Raw genomic sequence first — 16,506 nt, 5'->3', positions numbered from 1 at the left:
ATGACCGCGGACAAACAGCTCAATTCCCGGGTGAGGCGCCGCACCGTGCTGAACTCCGGCGCCGCCGTGGCGATCCTCTCCTTGCTGGGTTGCGCCCCGCAGGACGGTAATCAACGCAGCACCGCACCAACGCCCCGCCCGGAGCTGCCCACGGCCTCGGCGCCACAAAGCTCGCAACCGGTTTTCCCGGAAGCCGCACTGAGCTCTGCTCAAGCCGTGGAACGCTACACCGGAAAACCGGCCGGGGAATTCGGACTGGAAGTGCCTGGAATTCAACTGAGCCTGCCCGCCGGTAGCCGGGCGGCCACACTCACCTTCGACGCCTGCGGGGGAGCGAACGGTAGCGGCTATGACGCAGCGCTGATCCAAGCCTTACGCACACACCGGGTGCCGGCTACGCTCTTTGTCAATCAGCGATGGGCTGAGCAGAACCGGTCGACATTAGCTGAACTGGCCGCCGACCCATTATTTGAGATCGCCAACCACGGCACCACGCATGCGCCGCTGGCCAGCTCCGGACAGTCCGCCTACGGCATCCAAGGCACCGGCTCCATTGCCGAAGCCTACGCCGAAATTATGGACAACCAGCGGTACCTCTTCGAGGAATTTGGTGTGCAGTGCCGATTCTTTCGCTCTGGAACAGCGCATATGGATGAACTATCTGCCGCGCTGGTGCGTGAACTGGAGATCATCCCGATGAATTTCACGGTAAATCTGGATGCCGGGGCCACCCTCAGCGCGGCACAGGTCACCACAGCGCTGGGCAACGTTGGTCGCGGCGATGTGGGGATCGGACACTTCAATCAGCCCGGCGGCGCGACCGCCGCCGGGATCACCGCCGGGCTACCCGGGTTACGCGACCGACTGGACGCCCAGGGAGTTCAGTTGCTGCGGCTTGGTGATGTGCTTACGATTTAGCGGGCATGTCGGATACCCCGAGCAAAATGTGGTTAACCCCACAAGACCCTTGGGGCAAAGTTTGTGGGATTCGCTTTGACCCGGTGTTGGCTAGACGCGTAGACTTGATGAGCGTGCCATGGCTTTGCCATGTCCACTGTTAAGTAATACCCGTTCGAAACTCTGGGACTTCCGGGGTTTCGACTGACCATAATCTATCCACATCGGAGTCCCTACTACATGACCATCACCTCGAACGAGAAGCACAGCGCCCCAGTCGTTGCCATCAATGACATTGGAACTGCTGAGGACTTCCTCGCCGCCGTCGATGCCACCATCAAGTACTTCAACGATGGTGACCTCGTCGAAGGCACCGTTGTCAAGGTTGACCACGACGAAGTTCTGCTCGACATCGGTTACAAGACCGAAGGTGTCATCCCTTCCCGCGAGCTTTCCATCAAGCATGATGTTGACCCAGGTGACGTTGTCGCCGTTGGTGACAACGTCGAAGCCTTGGTTCTGACCAAGGAAGACAAAGAAGGCCGCCTGATCCTGTCCAAGAAGCGCGCACAGTACGAGCGCGCCTGGGGCGACATCGAAAAGATCAAGGAAGAGGACGGCGTCGTTACCGGTACCGTCATCGAGGTTGTCAAGGGTGGCCTCATCCTGGACATCGGCCTGCGTGGCTTCCTGCCTGCATCGCTGGTCGAGATGCGCCGTGTGCGCGACCTGGCACCATACATTGGCCAGGAAATCGAAGCCAAGATCATCGAGCTGGACAAGAACCGCAACAACGTTGTGCTGTCCCGCCGTGCCTGGCTTGAGCAGACCCAGTCCGAGGTTCGCTCGACCTTCCTCAACAAGCTGGAAAAGGGCCAGGTTCGTCCGGGCGTTGTTTCCTCCATCGTCAACTTCGGTGCCTTCGTGGACTTGGGCGGCGTAGACGGCTTGGTACACGTTTCCGAGCTGTCCTGGAAGCACATCGACCACCCATCCGAGGTTGTCGAGGTTGGCCAGGAAGTTACCGTCGAGGTTCTGGAAGTCGATCTGGACCGCGAGCGTGTCTCCCTGTCGCTGAAGGCTACCCAGGAAGATCCTTGGCAGACCTTCGCCCGCACCCACGCACTGGGTCAGGTTGTACCGGGCAAGGTTACCAAGCTGGTTCCATTCGGTGCGTTCGTTCGCGTCGAAGACGGCATCGAAGGCCTAGTCCACATCTCCGAGCTGGCAGTTCGCCACGTTGAACTGGCTGAGCAGGTTGTCTCCGTGGGCGACGAACTGTTCGTCAAGGTCATCGACATCGACCTGGAGCGCCGCCGCATCTCGCTGTCGCTCAAGCAGGCTAACGAAGGTGTTGACCCAGAGGGCACCGAGTTCGACCCAGCACTGTACGGCATGGCCGCAGAGTACGACGAAGAGGGTAACTACAAGTACCCAGAGGGCTTCGACCCAGAGTCCAACGAGTGGCTCGAGGGCTTCGAGACCCAGCGCGCGGCTTGGGAGGCACAGTACGCTGCCGCTCAGGAGCGTTGGGAAGCACACAAGAAGCAGGTTACCGAGGCACTGACCGCCGATGCATCGGCAGAAGCTGCTCCGGCCGAACCAGCTCCAGCTTCGTACTCCTCTGAGCCAGTTGTTGCTAGCGACTCCGGCACCCTGGCTTCGGATGAAGCACTGGCTGCACTGCGTGAGAAGCTGACCGGCAACTAATTGCCTCGCTTGTCTTAGCAAGAGCTAAGTGACGGCGGGTCCACCCCTGTGGGGTGGACCCGCCGTTGACATTTAACCAGGGTATCCACCGCACGCAGTATCTTTCACGCACGGCACCGGTACAAAATCCCCCTGAATGATGATCCTTAGAGAAAGCCTCGACAACTATGCTCAAGTTAGTACAAGTCTCGGCGAAAACCACGAGGCACAGGGTGAAAGAAGGAACGGGAGATGACCCAAGTCCAACCGATGACCCGAGGCACGGACGCCGAAAAGGTAAGCGTGCCGTATGTGGAGTTGAGCGCCGAGCAATGGCAGCAGGTACCTCGCACCCTGCCCGGGTGGTTGCTGATGCTGGGCAGCTGGCTGCCACTGGCGGGACTGCTGTGCTATATCTTCGTCATCCGCGATGTTGAACCGCTCTATGAGAACACCGGCGTGTGGTCACTGATTGTCGGAACAGTAACCCTGACCATCGCCGGGCTCGCCGCGGGCCGGTTGGCCCCGTGGTGTGGCGTGCTGATCAGCGGAGCGCTGATCTATGCCACCGGTGGCATCGCCACGCAGAGTTTCCCGGTGTTGGCCGGGGCGTTAGGATACTTCCTGCTGCTGGGCTGCATCGGCAATCTGAGCGGTGCCCGATTCTGTGTGCTATTACGGCGCTGGCGGCGCAACGCCACCGGGCAGCTACAGATCCCCAAAACCGAACTTGAACGAACCAGCGCACGCAGCGAAGTGGCTTCCTTCCTACCCAAACTGGTGGGCGCCGGTCTCACCTTGGGGTTATTCAAAGTAGGTATTAACTTCTTTGGCCCGGCCGAACGACAATGGGATCGCATTGACCGGGAACCGCTGGAAACGGTCATCTTCAGCTGTGTGGGCCTAGCGCTGTGGGCACTCTTGGTGCTCTTCCGGGTGCTGGTGCGCCGCTTCGTGGGCCACATGGTGTTGCGCGTCCCGGTGTTCTGTGCGGACGGCTCGGCAATCCGCTTCGGTGCGCTAAGCGGGGTGATCCTGCGCGAGGAGGCGCAAAGTGAAGACTGCGCCTGTGAACTGGACTCCGAGCAAAGCTCCGTTGAGGAAGATCAATACTTCAACTCTTTTGTGAAGGTCAACGACCGTTGCCCGAAGCACGGCATCGACGCGGTCAACGCCATGACCCCGGACACCGTGGTGCGTCTGGCCACGCAGCCTTGGGTATTCGGGGATCATGTGCATGAAGCGATGATCCCATCCAATACCACCATCCCACTCATAGGCCTCAGCGGTTGGGGTTCTCGCCCGGTTCGGCTCCTCGAGCAAGAAGGTGCCCACGGCACTGCCATCCATGCGGCCCCAATGCGCCAAATCTACCCCTATAAGGTCAACGAGGTGTTCCAGCGGAGCGCACGCAGCATCCGCTTCCGAGGTGTGAGCAATGAAGCCCTGGACACCAAGGTATGGGACCCTGCGGATCCGGCAGGGGAAGTGATCGACCGGATCCCGCTACACCTGCAGGGGATTGCTGGATCCTTAGTGCGCGTGCACGGTCAACGCCCCTATCTGGCGTTAGATCCGCACTGACTTACGGGCCGAGGTTCAGCTCATCGGCGCGCGGTGGGCTGCGCTACCTCCCGGTTGATAGAGCCCACCCCTGGCGCGTGGATCCTAGAGCAGACCAGCCCGCGGGCGAGTTCTAATCTCGGCGGGAGGCTGAAACCACGGTGAATTTGGGGTCGCGGGCCAACTGAGTGACCGGTCCGACCAGCCGGCTGATCTCCGGCTGATAGCGCAAGTGCGAATTAAACACGCAAAGGAACTGGCCACCGGGTGTTAACACCCGGGCTGCCTCAGCGATGAGTTTCAGCGCGATCCCGGCATGCACCGTGTTGCCCATATGAAACGGAGGATTGAGAGCCACTAGCGGCTGACTTGAATCCGCTAGTCGACTCAGCCCGTCATCTTGGACCGCTTCGATGCGCTCGGCGAGCCCGTTCGCGTGCGCCGCACTGCGTGTGGAGTACACCGCGGAGGCCGAGTGATCTGAAGCTAACACCCGTAAGCCTGGGTAGGACAGCGCCGCATAGATCCCGATGCTGCCATTGCCGCAAGCCAAATCCACCAGCGTGTCATAGTCGGAGAGATCCGGCAGATTTTCGAGCAATAGCCGGGTGCCCGGATCGAGCCGGGCTTGACCAAAGGTCGCTGCCCCGGCCACAAGCTCGAAACCCTGTGCGTTTACCCGGTGGCGCGAACGTACCGGGAAATCCGCCGCTGGTTGTTGGGTCAAAGGCGCCCGCGCGGTGAGCACTCGCGCCTTCTGCCGGGCTAAGGACACGTCGAGGTGCGCAAAGCGTTGGCTGAAGACCTGATTCATGCTCAGGTTCATGTGCTTGATCCGGCCTCCGGCATGCACGATCACCTGCGGGTCGGCGTGGTTGGCGATGAGCGCCGCGGCCTCATCTAAAACATCCAGGCCACGCGGTAAGGCCAGCAACACCAGACTCGCATTGTGCAATGCTTCGGCGGCGGGCAAAATCTTGATCCGGGTTTCCCACTGCGGGGCTAAACGTTCAAGGTTGGCTCGCAGTGCCCGTTGCGCGGTGAGTGAATCGGTGTGCACCCGCACCGTCTGCGCCCCGCGTTCCAAGGCTCCGAGGGTCAGTGCCCCATAATGATCACCCCAGACGCTCACCTCTGCCGGCCAGTGCTGCACGGTGTCCAAAATCAGTCGGTCCGCCGCATCCACGGCATGGAGGTTCTCCGCTTCGACATCGGGGTAACGGCGAAGTTGCTCCAGTAGTTCACTCATCGCAGATCCACCCACTCGTGGCCGGACTTCGTGGCCTGCGCCGTGCCGGAACTTAGGGTGGCCAGATATTGCGCGAAGTCGGCTTCGGCGCCGGGTACATCGTCCACGGCTACTTCAAGCACCGCATGTTCGGCCAGCCATTCGGTGGCCCCGACATGGTAGCCGCTGGCGCGTAGCTCGTTCTCATAACGCGGAGCCTCAGTATGTGAGGCAACGACTTGCAACAGCAGCATACGTTGCCGGGTGAGCAGGGTGGCGGCATCCAACGCCTGAGAGACCGAATCCGAATAGGCGCGCACCAGCCCGCCAGCGCCGAGTTTGATCCCCCCGAAATAGCGCACACATACCGCCACGATGTCGCTGAGGTCGGTGCCGTGCCCGGTGGCGCGTTTGGTCAGTGCTTCTAGCATCGGGATCCCGGCGGTTCCGGAGGGTTCTCCGTCATCTGAGGAGCGTTGGACCATTCGGTCGGCACCTAAGACGAAGGCGCTACAGTGGTGCCGGGCATCGAAATGGGTTTTGCGCAGGGCTGCGATTTTCTCTCGGGCCGCTGATTCGGAGTCGACCCGATAGAGGTAAGTGATGAAACGCGAACGCTTGATCTCCACCTCATGCGCCAAATCTTCGGCCAGAGTGGTGTACCGACTCGCCACGGAAACATTGCTGTTCATTAGACATAGTTTATAGGGTGGGTCTTATGAAGCATGTTGGACTTACCGGTGGCATCGCCTCGGGCAAATCGGCGGTGGCCGCGCAATTAAGCAAACTCGGGGCCGTAGTGATCGATGCGGATGTTATCGCCCGTCAGGTGGTGGAGCCGGGAACCGAGGGGCTGGAGAAGATCCGTGAAACCTTCGGGGCCTCGGTGTTCACGGCGGAGGGGGCCTTGGATCGGGCTGCTCTGGGCGCCCGGGTGTTCGCCGATCAGGCCGAACGTCAAAAGCTGAACGCGATTGTCCATCCGTTGGTCCGTGCCGAAGCGAACCGGCAACGTGAGCAAGCAGTGGCCTCCGGTGTCGAAGTGGTGGTCGAAGACATTCCGTTATTGGTGGAAAGTGACCAGATCGAGCGCTTCGATACCGTCATTGTGGTCCAGGCTCCGCATGATGAGCGGATCCGGCGCATGATTGAGGACCGTGGCTGGGATCGGGCGGACGCGGTGGCGCGGATGGCCGCGCAGGCTACCGACGATCAGCGTGCTGCGGTGGCCGACATTCTGATCCACAACGATGGAACCATCGCGGATTTGAACACCAAAGTCAGCGAAATTTATGCAACTCAACTGGTCCCATGAAACGTACCCTACGAATCAGTAAATGGGTGATGCTGCTCAGTTTCGCAGTAACGTTGGTGCTCTGGTTGGGATTTGGTGGGCGAGCCGAGTTCGTGGCCTCCGACGGCCCCTACTCGGCGGTGGTCTACGTCAGTGGCTGGCTTGCTTTGCTCGGGCTGGCGTCCGCGACCGTGCTGAGCATGGCGTTCTTTGGAGGTCTGATCGCGAATACCGCGAAACGAGTGGCGATTCAGCAGTCCCGCGCGACGCGGCGCTGAGCTAGATCAGCTGGCGACAGCCGTGGATTGGGTGCGGCTGACGTATCGCACCGACCAGTTGACCGGCTATGCTTCGCCGGTCAGCTTCGCTAGATCGGCCATGATGTGCATCCAATGTCCGGCTGCCAGAGTCACCAGACGCTTGTCCAGTGGCGCGGCGAGTTCTACGGTGCTGCCGTTATAGTTCTGCGCCGTGGCGTTAAAAGCGTGTTGCAAGGCGGTGACCGTGGCGGGACCCACACCGTCGGCGCGCATCAGCAACGCGCGTACGCCATTCCAGTCCCCGTTTGCGGCGAGCATATCGGCCAGATCCGCGCGCATCGCCGCCGGGAAGTTCGTTCCGTGCGAGGGTTTAACCTGCACGGTGGCGTCCCGGTCCACTTGCCGCACTTCACGCAGGTCCGCTTCCTCGGGGGTTCGCGGCGAAATGCTGGAATCGTCTTCCACGTTGATCACCGAGCGCAGATCAAAGAGCGAGGGAATACTGACCTGCACGGTACGCCATGGCTCCATCTCCAAGTTCAAGATCTGGGCCTTGGCCTTAATGTCGGCATTGACGTACTTGCTCAGCCCGTCCGCAGCAGTCTTCAGCCCACTAATATTGTCGATAGCCACCTCATAGCGCACCCAATAACGCTGGGAATTGACCCACTGTTTGACCGTGTCTTCGATCCCGGTATGGTGAACCGCGTTGGCGCTACGCGTGATCGGAAACAGGTTGTGGTTCTGACCCGGGCCACCCAGATTTTCATTGAGCAGATGGCCGCGGTTGTACTGGTTTCCCAGCTGATCCATGATTGGTTGCGCTCCGCGCGGCGCGGATCCCAGAACATGATCCGGGCCTAGAGGGCTGGCGACCATTCTGGTTCCCACGATGCCGCCACCAAGGTTGGAAGTGTAGAAATCCACCTTGGTGACATGCGTTCCCGCCCCGGTATCCAGTAACCCGGTGCCGCGCAGTGGCTCCGTCAACCGGGTGCGACGCAATTCCGGGTTGATCCGGGCCACAATATCGAACCCGGAATCAAGATCCCCCTCGTACCCCAAACTCGCCAGCCGGAAACGCTGCTTGATACGCGGAAAGTAGGCCGCCAACTCGTCGCTGGCGTTACTGGCAGCCATGGCCAGATCCAACACCTTGCCAGCCGCCTCCAGATCCTCGCACATCTGTTGCTGGCTCCGTTCGGCCGGAACCGGTAGCTCATCCAGAGTTGCCAGCGTGATGGGTCCGCTAAAGCGTGGCTGATCGGAATTGGGCGACTGGGCTTCGGGAACCGCGGCCGGAAGCGAATCATCGGTGGCCGCTGCTTGAGCTTCGGGACTATGTGGTGAGGCAGTTGCCGGGCCAGGTGAACGGTCGGCACCACCCGGTGCGCTCGCAGTGGGCGGGGATGCGGTGCTAGCGGCGCCGTTGGGAGTCCCGGCACCCGCCGGTGGCCCGGCCGTGGTGGCAGGACGCGGTGGTAGAGCAGGAGCCGGTTGGCTCTGCTGGGCTTGTGACGCCAAGTCCGCAGGGACCGCGGCGGCGCGTTGCTCACGCAGCGCACCCTGCCATTCGGCCCGATTCTGTAACGCCTCCCGGGCTCCGGAAGGCGGCGGCCCATCTTCGGGCATGGCCGACTGGATCAGCGATTCGGAGTCGATATCAGTAGCGGAGAACTCCAACTCTGGGGGGTCGGGACGCCCGAAGCCGTAGTTCATCCGTGCCTGCAATGCCAGATCGGGGCCGATCGGCATGGTGACCGAAGCTAACTCCCAGGTGTTGTCCCACACCGTGACCCACAGCGCCTCAATCTCTGCCCACGCATTCAAGCTCAGTTTCAGCCGCGCACCTGCCGCGAGGGTGGCCACCCCGGAAATCGACCACTGCCCGTCCTGGTAGGCCAATTCCGGGATCACGCTAAGCGCCCCGTACAACCCGGCGGTACCCATGGCTTCAATACCACCGGTCAACGATCCGAGCACCACATCCAGCCCCAAACCCGCACCGAAGGCCACATACCCTTCGACAAAAGCCGGAATGAATAGCTCACCGGTCACCGTAAAGCTCGGATCAGCCTCTTCGGCCCCCAGCGTGTAGGATCCGGTGACCGTGATATTGCGGAAGACCCCCGGCCCGAATCCGGATCACTGCCACCAAGATGGCCCACAACGGGATGTTCTGCGAATGCGAAAACAATTCTTTCTCAGTGCGTTTTTCATCGAACAACTGCACCGGCTCGGTGACCTCGATGGTGCCCGACACATCCACCCCACCCTCGGGCAGGATGGTGGCGGTCAGTGTTCCGGCCACGTTGGGCAGCAGCTGGGCGGTGAGCTGACCGCTACCACCCAATTCCAAGGTGCCAGCTTCGGTCTGCGTCACGCTGACCGTAATGGTGCCCGAAAGCTTGCCGTCATCGGCCGAATAATTCAGCGTGGTCGACCCACTCCACATGTCTTGGGCGTACTCAATATGCACGGTCCCGGACAGTCCGGGGATCAAATCCGGATCGATCCCCGCATCGACCGAGCCCTGCAACACGCCGTGGGCATAGTTCACGTTCACATCCACCGATTCCATCCCGGGCACAGTCAGCTGCACCTGCGCACCCATGCTCAGCTGTCCCTGCTCATAGGAGGCCCGCAGTTGGCCACCCCCGGCCGGACCGAGGCTCACCCCGACCTGCCCACTAAACCCGGCCGAGGACCAGCAAATTTACCGATTCCTCGGTCAGGAGCGGGGTGAAAAGGTAATGCAATTGCACCGGCAGCGGGGGATGATGCAGCAGCGAAGGGTCGCTGCGGTTCGGCAACGCCGCCTGGTTACGTAACGCGGGATTGATCCCAAAACGGTAGAGGTACATGCTCGCCACCGTCGCATCATCCGACTCGGCGGCGGGGGAATCCAAGGTGATCCGCTCCAGCTGCCCATCCAAACCGAAATCGGTGTCCGCGGTGGAATTCAGGGCCTGAAAGATCTCACGGCGCAATTGGAGTGTGACGTCGTGAATGATGCTGAACTCAGACACTCCTACCACCCCCGGCAACCGTTGGACAGTGTTCGAAGCCCATCGTGTCAAGCTGGCATTACCCCAGCGTTACACCGGCGTTATTCGCTCAAGCCGGCGCGGGCAATTTCTCCGCTGGCGATGGGCACTGAAAAACTTCGGTGGCGGGCGTAGTCTAGGAAGCATGAGTCTTGCCCAGCCGATCAAGCGTGTTGTTGCCCCGTTCGAAGTCATTAGCGAGTATGAGCCGGCCGGTGACCAGCCGCAGGCGATCAAGGAACTGACCGAGCGGATCCAAGCCGGTGAGAAAGACATTGTGCTGATGGGTGCCACCGGTACCGGTAAGTCGGCCACCACCGCCTGGCTGGTGGAACAGGTCCAACGCCCCACCCTGGTACTCGTGCAGAACAAGACCCTCGCCGCCCAGCTGGCCAATGAATTTAGGGAATTATTACCTAATAATGCGGTCGAGTATTTCGTCTCCTACTACGACTACTACCAACCCGAAGCCTATGTGCCGCAGACCGATACCTTTATTGAAAAGGACTCCTCGATTAATGAGGAAGTGGAGCGGCTACGGCACTCGGCGACCAACTCGCTACTCACCCGCCGGGACACCATTGTGGTGGCCACGGTCTCCTGCATTTATGGTCTGGGCACCCCGGAAGAATACGTGGCCGGGATGGTCACCGTCCGGCAAGGCGAGGAGCTGGACCGCGATGCGATGCTGCGCCAGTTCGTGGCCATGCAGTACACGCGCAACGATATGGACTTTCACCGCGGCACCTTCCGTGTGCGCGGGGACACCGTGGAGATCATCCCGATGTATGAAGAACATGCGGTGCGGATCGAATTCTTTGGCGATGAAATCGAAGCGATTTATACCTTGCACCCGGTCACCGGTGAGGTGATCCGCGAAGAGACGGAGATGTACATTTTCCCGGCCAGCCATTATGTGGCCGGCGCGGACCGGATGAGTCGGGCCATCAAATCCATTGAGGATGAGTTGCAGGTGCGGCTGAGCGATTTGGAGAAGCAGAACAAACTCGTTGAAGCCCAACGTTTACGGATGCGTACCACCTACGATCTGGAAATGTTGGAGCAGATGGGTTTCTGTAACGGTATTGAGAACTATTCACGGCATATTGATGGCCGTGAACAGGGTAGTGCCCCACACTGTCTGCTGGACTACTTCCCGGACGACTTCCTCTTGGTGATCGACGAATCGCATGTCACCGTCCCCCAGATCGGTGCGATGTACGAGGGGGACATGTCGCGCAAACGCACCTTGGTGGAACACGGCTTCCGGTTACCTTCGGCGATGGATAACCGCCCGTTGAAGTGGGATGAGTTCTTGGAGCGCATCGGGCAGACCGTGTACCTCTCGGCCACCCCCGGCAAGTACGAGCTGGGTAAATCCGACGGGGTGGTGGAACAGATTATCCGTCCCACCGGGCTGATCGACCCGGAAATCATTGTCAAACCTACCAAGGGGCAGATCGATGATCTGCTCGATGAGATTCGTGACCGGGTGACCAAGGACGAACGCGTGCTGGTAACCACGCTGACCAAACGCATGGCCGAAGACCTGACCAATTACCTGACCGAACATGGGGTGCGGGTGCAGTACCTGCACTCGGATGTGGACACCATCCGCCGCGTGGAGTTGCTACGCGAACTGCGTTTAGGTGCTTTTGACGTGTTGGTCGGGATTAACCTGCTGCGTGAAGGTTTGGATCTGCCCGAAGTGTCCCTCGTGGCGATCCTCGATGCTGATAAGCAGGGCTTCCTGCGCTCGGCCACGTCGCTGATTCAGACCATTGGCCGTGCCGCGCGTAACGTGTCCGGTCAGGTGATCATGTATGCGGATAAGATCACCGACGCCATGGGGCAAGCGATCGAAGAGACCAACCGTCGCCGCGAGATTCAACGTGCCCACAATGCCAAGCATGGGATCGACCCGCAACCGTTGCGGAAGAAGATTGCCGATATCACCGACCAGCTGGCTCGCGAAGATGCCGATACCCAGGAGCTGCTGAATAACAACCGGCTGGCGAAAAATGCGAAGCGAAGCTCTCCTTCGGCCAGGGTGCGGCAAGATGGGTTGGCGGCGGCTCCGGCCGAAGATCTGCTGGGGCAGATTGAAGAGATGACCGAGCAGATGCACGCGGCCGCAGCTGAGCTACAGTTCGAATTGGCGGCGCGGCTGCGTGACGAGGTGGCGGAATTGAAGAAGGAATTACGTCAGATGAAGAGCGCGGGGCACGCTTAAGCAGGCTCGCTCTCGCGTTCTAGTGGACCGTGATGCTGAAACGTCGAATCTCGGCGGTTTGGCTCTCCCACGCCCGGGAGAGCTGCATCTCCACCTGCCAGAAACCGCTGCTGATGGCTCGCAGTGAGGCGACGTGACGGCTGTGCCGGACCTGCTCGTGGGCCGCATCGGGCTTGCCTTCACGTTCAACGATCAAGCCCGAACCGCATTCGCTCAGCGTCCACAGCTCACCGCTTCCACTGCCCAGTGGCGGGCACAGGTGGATCCGGGTGCCCCGCCTGACCGTGAGATTTGCGCTGCCGTCGGTCTCGATCTGTTCCATGCCCCAATCCTAGAGTGCGCAAGCTCTGTGACGCGCGAGATCGTCAAACTCTGCGCTGCTGTGTCGGCTAAGCTCCCGATGGGCTACAATTGAGGGTTGTACGTAGGGGAGTATCCCAATGCTGTGAACGTCAACACGCGTAAACAATGAAGTTTCGCCGGATGCAGCAGCCGGACATGAGATCTCATCATGGCGGCGGAGAGACTTGCGGTTCCTTTTTCATACCCTTACGACGAAAGGTTGCTCATCTGTGGGCGCTTCAGGGTTAACCCTTCAATTTGAAATTATTTCATTGGCCGCGTTGTGCGTGATCCTGCTTTTGGATCTGCTCTATGTTGTGCGGCGGCCGCACGAACCGTCGATGAAAGAAGCCGGGCTGTTCGTAGCTTTTTACGTCACCCTCGCGCTGATCTTCGGAGGTATCCTCTGGTGGCAGGCTGGCCCACAGTTGGGTCAGGAATTCTATGCCGGCTGGATCACGGAATACTCGTTGTCCATTGACAACTTGTTCGTCTTTATCATCATCATGACCCGCTTCTCGGTACCGCGGAAGTACCAGCAGGAAGTGTTGATGTTCGGCATTATTATCGCGCTGGTCTTACGTGCCATCTTCATTCTGCTTGGCGCGGCCATGATCGAACATCTCTCCTGGGTCTTCTACATCTTCGGTGCCTTCCTGCTGTGGACCGCATGGCATCAGATGAAGGACGATGATGAGGAAGAGGACAGTGAATCAGGCATCGTCAAGAAGCTGACCAGCAAGCTGCCGATCGCCAAGGACTACGACGGAAACAAGCTGCGCACCACCGTTAACGGCAAGCGCATGTTCACCCCGATGGTGATGGTTTTCGTGACCATTGGTATGACCGATCTGCTCTTCGCAGTGGACTCGATCCCTGCGATCTTCGGTCTGACCCAGTCCGCGTTTATCGTCTTCACCGCGAACATTTTCGCGCTGATGGGACTGCGCCAGCTGTACTTCCTCTTGGGCGGTCTGATGAACCGTTTGGTCTTCCTGAAGCACGCACTGAGCTTCATCCTGGCGTTCATCGGCGTCAAGCTGATCTTCCACGCACTGAGCCACAATGAGCTGGGCTTCCTCAACGGTGGACAGCCCATCGAGTGGGTTCCGCATATCAGCACTGGCTTCTCACTCATCGTGATTGCTTCGACCATCGTGATTGCCACCGTGCTGTCGCTATGGACCCCGCTGGGGCGTCGTGCCGCCGCGAAGGCCGAGGCTGAAGCTGCCGCCAAGGCCGCAGTTGAGGCTGAAGGTCAACGCAACGAAAACTAAGGTTTAGATGTAGCTACGCCAATGCCCGGTACGGATCATCCGTACCGGGCATTGGCGTATCGTCAACCGGTGAAGCCTGCGCGTTAGGGCTGAACCGGTGGCTTATTTGGTTCGGGTTCCACCGCTTCGTTGTTGGTCATTGCCAGCAACCGCTTGAAGATGTAGGCGCCTTCATCCGCCAACCCATCATGGTGAAAACTTTTGGTCACCCAAGCCTGCAATCCCTGGACACGCTCGGCGGTTTCCAAGGAAAGGGCACGATCCACGTACACATCGTCGTGATAGACGGCTGCGGCCACCGGGACCTGATTGTTGGCCAGCACCTGGAGATCGTAAAGCGGGCCGAAACTCTCGTACTCGGCCAGCAGTCGAGCGGTGTCTTCCAGTGGCCGCAAGGCCGGATCCTCGGTGAAATACCAGCGGTACACCATCTCTCCGGTCAAGAGCGGGCTGGGAGCCGTGGGGCAGAAGTCGGGGAACTCGCCCAGTGTCCGTTCGGCCGCGAAATTGGTGGCTGCGCCTTGCGCATAAATGGACTCGTGCATTATCGCGTACAACGGGTTCGCGGCCCGGCTGGCTTGATCGTAAAGCACCTGAAGGAAGGTGTCGGATAGCCGTGGACCGCCCGGGGTGGAGACAAATGCTTCCTGCAGCACATGATGCAAGGAATGAATCCGGGTGTTTCCGCCGAGGAACTGGCCAAGCATTTGCACCAGCGGCACGGTCACGGTGCGCCCATCAGGTAGTAGCTCATCGCGGAAGGTGCGCACATGGGTGAAAATACGATCCAGAATGTCACGATCCTGCGGGTACCACGAGAAATATTCGGCATTCCGTTCGGCCATCCGCGCATAGGTGGCCCGGTAGACGGTGTCGGCATCCGCAGTCAGTGAAGCCAGCCCGCCGGTGACCAGACAACGTTCGAGGGACTCGGGGAATAGCGAAAGGTAGCTGAGCGTACAAAAACCGCCGTAGCTTTGGCCCAAGGTGCTCCACTTCTCGACTCCTAAGTGGGCGCGCAGGAGCTCTGCATCACGCACGATGGAATCGGCACGGAAAAAGTGCAAGTAGTGGGCCTGTGCCGCAGCATCCCCACGCAGCGCGAGAGTCTGCCGGTTGGCGGGGGTAGATAATCCGGTGCCTCGCTGATCCAAGAGCAGAACCCGGAATGATTTGACTGCTTCGGCCAGCCAGCCCGACAGACCGGCCGGGCGCGGAGATTTCCCGCCGGGGCCGCCTTGTAGGTACAACAACCAGGGCTTAGTTGTATCGGTGGACACTTCTCGGGCATAAAGATCAATCTTTTCACCCGTGGGGTTGCGATGATCTAAAGGAACTTTAATCCAGTGATCACTGATGGTCATCCCGCTGTAGCGCATTAGCTTCCCACCTTCGCAAGTGCGTCCCCGTCAAGCCGGCGAACGGTCCAACCATCCATGGACGAGGCACCCAGCGAGTCATAAAATTTGATGGCCGGTTCGTTCCAATCCAAAACCGACCATTCAAGCCGGCGATAGCCGCGCTCCACTGCGATCTTCGCCAGTGCCTGTAGCAGGGCCCCACCATACCCGCGGCCGCGAGCACTTTCGGTGACAATCAGATCCTCGAGGTGAATCCCGTGCTTACCTTCCCAAGTGGAATAAGTCAGGTACCAGATGGCGATGGCCACGATACGGCCATCATCTTCCTGCACCACATGCGCGTGTACCTGTGGGGATGGCCCAAAGAGATGCTCAGCAATATCCTCGGCGGTGTTTTTAACGGCATCGGGTTCTTTTTCGTAGACTGCCAGCTCATGGATCAATTCCAGGATCGCGGCACAGTCCTCACTACGTGCTTCTCTAAGGGTTGACATGTGCTTAAGGTTACCTGCTCCGCTGCACGCAAAGTGTAGTACACACGTTCTAAGGTTGAGCTTATGATGGGTGGACACCACGCGGTGAGCGGCGCTGCCGCATGGCTGGCAATAACAACGAACGTCAACCTCGGGTCGGTTAATCTTGGCTTTGGTCTGTTTGAGATGACTCGCTGGGAGACACTGGCAGGAGCGATTATTTGCGCCGGAGCGGCAATGCTCCCGGACGCCGACCACCACTCGGCAACCATCGCTCGTTCGCTGCCGCCGGTCTCCAATCTCGTCACCCGAATGATTTCGGCGGTCTCCGGAGGACACCGTAACGGCACCCATTCCTTGCTCGGGATCCTAGGTTTCGCACTCTTTGCCTGGATTGTGGACAAATGGGCGGTAGCCACCGAAAGCTGGGGTGTTGTCTATCCGGGGGCCGCGGTCTTTGCCGTGTTACTGATTTCTTTCGCAGTGAAAACCATGAAGTTTATGCCCGCTATTTTATGTTGGATCATCGCCGTGGCCGGGGCCGGATTTGTGGGGATGAACGCGCCGGACGAGCGCTCATGGTTCTTTCTGGCTGTGCTGTTAGGCGCAGCGGTCCATATCCTGGGAGATATGCTCACCGTGGGCGGCGTGAACTGGTTATGGCCGATCAAGATTCGGGCCCCGCGTTGGTTCCGCAAACTACCGGTGATCGGTGGAAGCTGGAAGGCCAATGGTCGGGTAGCCATCCCGGTTCTGGGGGCCACCGGATCGAATGCCGAATGGGTCTTGGCCAGCGCGTTGACCTCGTATGTCGTGGTTGCCCTGCTGGTGGCCTGAGTGCC

The 16,506-nt window shown here is 59.8% G+C and carries 16 protein-coding genes; 8 read left to right on the top strand and 8 right to left on the bottom strand.

Annotated elements, in window-relative coordinates; translation table 11 throughout:
- The 3 genes from ACQQZ8_RS09200 to ACQQZ8_RS09190 all read left to right on the top strand — a co-directional run bounded on the left by ACQQZ8_RS09200 (window position 1) and on the right by ACQQZ8_RS09190 (window position 4,170).
- Entirely contained in the window at window positions 1-918 is a 918-nt protein-coding gene (locus ACQQZ8_RS09200) for a polysaccharide deacetylase family protein (RefSeq protein WP_431709539.1), read from the top strand.
- 219 nt (window positions 919-1,137) lie between these two features.
- Window positions 1,138-2,607 carry a 30S ribosomal protein S1 gene (gene rpsA, locus ACQQZ8_RS09195; RefSeq protein WP_431709538.1) on the top strand — a complete coding sequence of 490 codons (1,470 nt, stop codon included), beginning with the start codon at window positions 1,138-1,140 and terminating at the stop codon, window positions 2,605-2,607.
- A 231-nt stretch (window positions 2,608-2,838) separates the two neighbouring features.
- Complete coding sequence (locus ACQQZ8_RS09190; RefSeq protein WP_431709537.1) at window positions 2,839-4,170, top strand: hypothetical protein; 1,332 nt, start codon at window positions 2,839-2,841, stop codon at window positions 4,168-4,170.
- 112 nt (window positions 4,171-4,282) lie between these two features.
- Here ACQQZ8_RS09190 and ACQQZ8_RS09185 read toward each other — a convergent pair whose 3' ends face one another.
- The gene (locus tag ACQQZ8_RS09185; protein ID WP_431709536.1) at window positions 4,283-5,398 is read right to left on the bottom strand and encodes a class I SAM-dependent methyltransferase; all 1,116 of its coding nucleotides are present in this window, start codon (window positions 5,396-5,398) and stop codon (window positions 4,283-4,285) included.
- Window positions 5,395-6,069 carry a YigZ family protein gene (locus ACQQZ8_RS09180; protein ID WP_431709535.1) on the bottom strand — a complete coding sequence of 225 codons (675 nt, stop codon included), beginning with the start codon at window positions 6,067-6,069 and terminating at the stop codon, window positions 5,395-5,397. The genes ACQQZ8_RS09185 and ACQQZ8_RS09180 overlap by 4 nt, the downstream gene beginning before the upstream one ends.
- A 26-nt stretch (window positions 6,070-6,095) precedes the next feature.
- On the opposite strand from ACQQZ8_RS09180, the gene coaE reads away from it, so the two are divergent.
- Window positions 6,096-6,692, top strand: a complete 597-nt coding sequence (gene coaE, locus ACQQZ8_RS09175) for a dephospho-CoA kinase (protein ID WP_431709534.1) — start codon at window positions 6,096-6,098, stop codon at window positions 6,690-6,692.
- Complete coding sequence (locus ACQQZ8_RS09170) at window positions 6,689-6,949, top strand: hypothetical protein (protein WP_431709533.1); 261 nt, start codon at window positions 6,689-6,691, stop codon at window positions 6,947-6,949. Before coaE ends, ACQQZ8_RS09170 begins: the two co-directional genes overlap by 4 nt.
- A 66-nt stretch (window positions 6,950-7,015) precedes the next feature.
- Here the strand turns inward: ACQQZ8_RS09170 and ACQQZ8_RS09165 are convergent, their stop codons facing one another.
- Genes ACQQZ8_RS09165 through ACQQZ8_RS09155 form a run of 3 tightly spaced genes read right to left on the bottom strand, consistent with a single transcriptional unit; the run spans window position 7,016 to window position 9,960 of the window.
- Window positions 7,016-8,989, bottom strand: coding sequence for a DNA/RNA non-specific endonuclease (locus ACQQZ8_RS09165; RefSeq protein ID WP_431709532.1), 1,974 nt, complete (start codon window positions 8,987-8,989; stop codon window positions 7,016-7,018).
- Window positions 8,990-9,002: 13 nt separating this feature from the next.
- Window positions 9,003-9,608, bottom strand: coding sequence for a hypothetical protein (locus ACQQZ8_RS09160; protein WP_431709531.1), 606 nt, complete (start codon window positions 9,606-9,608; stop codon window positions 9,003-9,005).
- A 13-nt stretch (window positions 9,609-9,621) separates the two neighbouring features.
- The gene (locus tag ACQQZ8_RS09155; RefSeq protein WP_431709530.1) at window positions 9,622-9,960 is read right to left on the bottom strand and encodes a Pvc16 family protein; all 339 of its coding nucleotides are present in this window, start codon (window positions 9,958-9,960) and stop codon (window positions 9,622-9,624) included.
- A gap of 163 nt (window positions 9,961-10,123) precedes the next feature.
- Between ACQQZ8_RS09155 and uvrB the strand changes: the two genes are divergently transcribed.
- Window positions 10,124-12,211: an excinuclease ABC subunit UvrB gene (gene uvrB / locus ACQQZ8_RS09150; RefSeq protein ID WP_431709529.1), complete on the top strand. Its 2,088-nt coding sequence runs from the start codon at window positions 10,124-10,126 to the stop codon at window positions 12,209-12,211.
- Window positions 12,212-12,230: 19 nt separating this feature from the next.
- Here the strand turns inward: uvrB and ACQQZ8_RS09145 are convergent, their stop codons facing one another.
- Window positions 12,231-12,533: a protease inhibitor I42 family protein gene (locus tag ACQQZ8_RS09145; RefSeq protein WP_431709528.1), complete on the bottom strand. Its 303-nt coding sequence runs from the start codon at window positions 12,531-12,533 to the stop codon at window positions 12,231-12,233.
- Window positions 12,534-12,783: 250 nt separating this feature from the next.
- Here ACQQZ8_RS09145 and ACQQZ8_RS09140 point away from each other — a divergent pair, with 250 nt between their 5' ends.
- The gene (locus ACQQZ8_RS09140; protein ID WP_431709527.1) at window positions 12,784-13,830 is read left to right on the top strand and encodes a TerC family protein; all 1,047 of its coding nucleotides are present in this window, start codon (window positions 12,784-12,786) and stop codon (window positions 13,828-13,830) included.
- An 83-nt stretch (window positions 13,831-13,913) separates the two neighbouring features.
- Here ACQQZ8_RS09140 and ACQQZ8_RS09135 read toward each other — a convergent pair whose 3' ends face one another.
- Entirely contained in the window at window positions 13,914-15,209 is a 1,296-nt protein-coding gene (locus ACQQZ8_RS09135; protein ID WP_431709526.1) for an alpha/beta fold hydrolase, read from the bottom strand.
- Window positions 15,209-15,685 (bottom strand): N-acetyltransferase family protein, encoded by a 477-nt coding sequence (locus ACQQZ8_RS09130; RefSeq protein ID WP_431709525.1) that lies wholly within the window; start codon window positions 15,683-15,685, stop codon window positions 15,209-15,211. The genes ACQQZ8_RS09135 and ACQQZ8_RS09130 overlap by 1 nt, the downstream gene beginning before the upstream one ends.
- 63 nt (window positions 15,686-15,748) lie before the next feature.
- Between ACQQZ8_RS09130 and ACQQZ8_RS09125 the strand changes: the two genes are divergently transcribed.
- Window positions 15,749-16,501 carry a metal-dependent hydrolase gene (locus ACQQZ8_RS09125; protein ID WP_431709524.1) on the top strand — a complete coding sequence of 251 codons (753 nt, stop codon included), beginning with the start codon at window positions 15,749-15,751 and terminating at the stop codon, window positions 16,499-16,501.
- The last annotated feature ends 5 nt before the right edge of the window (window positions 16,502-16,506 follow it).

The organism is Glutamicibacter uratoxydans (genome assembly GCF_050753455.1).
Taxonomy (GTDB): domain Bacteria; phylum Actinomycetota; class Actinomycetes; order Actinomycetales; family Micrococcaceae; genus Glutamicibacter; species Glutamicibacter uratoxydans_A.
Note: the sequence above shows the minus strand (reverse complement) of the source record. Positions and strands in the feature narration are given on the sequence as shown.

Bases quoted from the DNA above. Each gene is read 5' to 3' on its own strand.
- ACQQZ8_RS09125 (WP_431709524.1), top strand. From the start codon at position 15,749: ATGATGGGTGGACACCACGCGGTGAGCGGCGCTGCCGCATGGCTGGCA.
- ACQQZ8_RS09130 (WP_431709525.1), bottom strand. From the start codon at position 15,685: ATGTCAACCCTTAGAGAAGCACGTAGTGAGGACTGTGCCGCGATCCTG.
- ACQQZ8_RS09190 (WP_431709537.1), top strand. From the start codon at position 2,839: ATGACCCAAGTCCAACCGATGACCCGAGGCACGGACGCCGAAAAGGTA.
- rpsA (WP_431709538.1), top strand. From the start codon at position 1,138: ATGACCATCACCTCGAACGAGAAGCACAGCGCCCCAGTCGTTGCCATC.
- ACQQZ8_RS09135 (WP_431709526.1), bottom strand. From the start codon at position 15,209: ATGCGCTACAGCGGGATGACCATCAGTGATCACTGGATTAAAGTTCCT.
- ACQQZ8_RS09200 (WP_431709539.1), top strand. From the start codon at position 1: ATGACCGCGGACAAACAGCTCAATTCCCGGGTGAGGCGCCGCACCGTG.
- ACQQZ8_RS09180 (WP_431709535.1), bottom strand. From the start codon at position 6,069: ATGAACAGCAATGTTTCCGTGGCGAGTCGGTACACCACTCTGGCCGAA.
- coaE (WP_431709534.1), top strand. From the start codon at position 6,096: ATGAAGCATGTTGGACTTACCGGTGGCATCGCCTCGGGCAAATCGGCG.
- ACQQZ8_RS09185 (WP_431709536.1), bottom strand. From the start codon at position 5,398: ATGAGTGAACTACTGGAGCAACTTCGCCGTTACCCCGATGTCGAAGCG.
- ACQQZ8_RS09170 (WP_431709533.1), top strand. From the start codon at position 6,689: ATGAAACGTACCCTACGAATCAGTAAATGGGTGATGCTGCTCAGTTTC.
- uvrB (WP_431709529.1), top strand. From the start codon at position 10,124: ATGAGTCTTGCCCAGCCGATCAAGCGTGTTGTTGCCCCGTTCGAAGTC.
- ACQQZ8_RS09145 (WP_431709528.1), bottom strand. From the start codon at position 12,533: ATGGAACAGATCGAGACCGACGGCAGCGCAAATCTCACGGTCAGGCGG.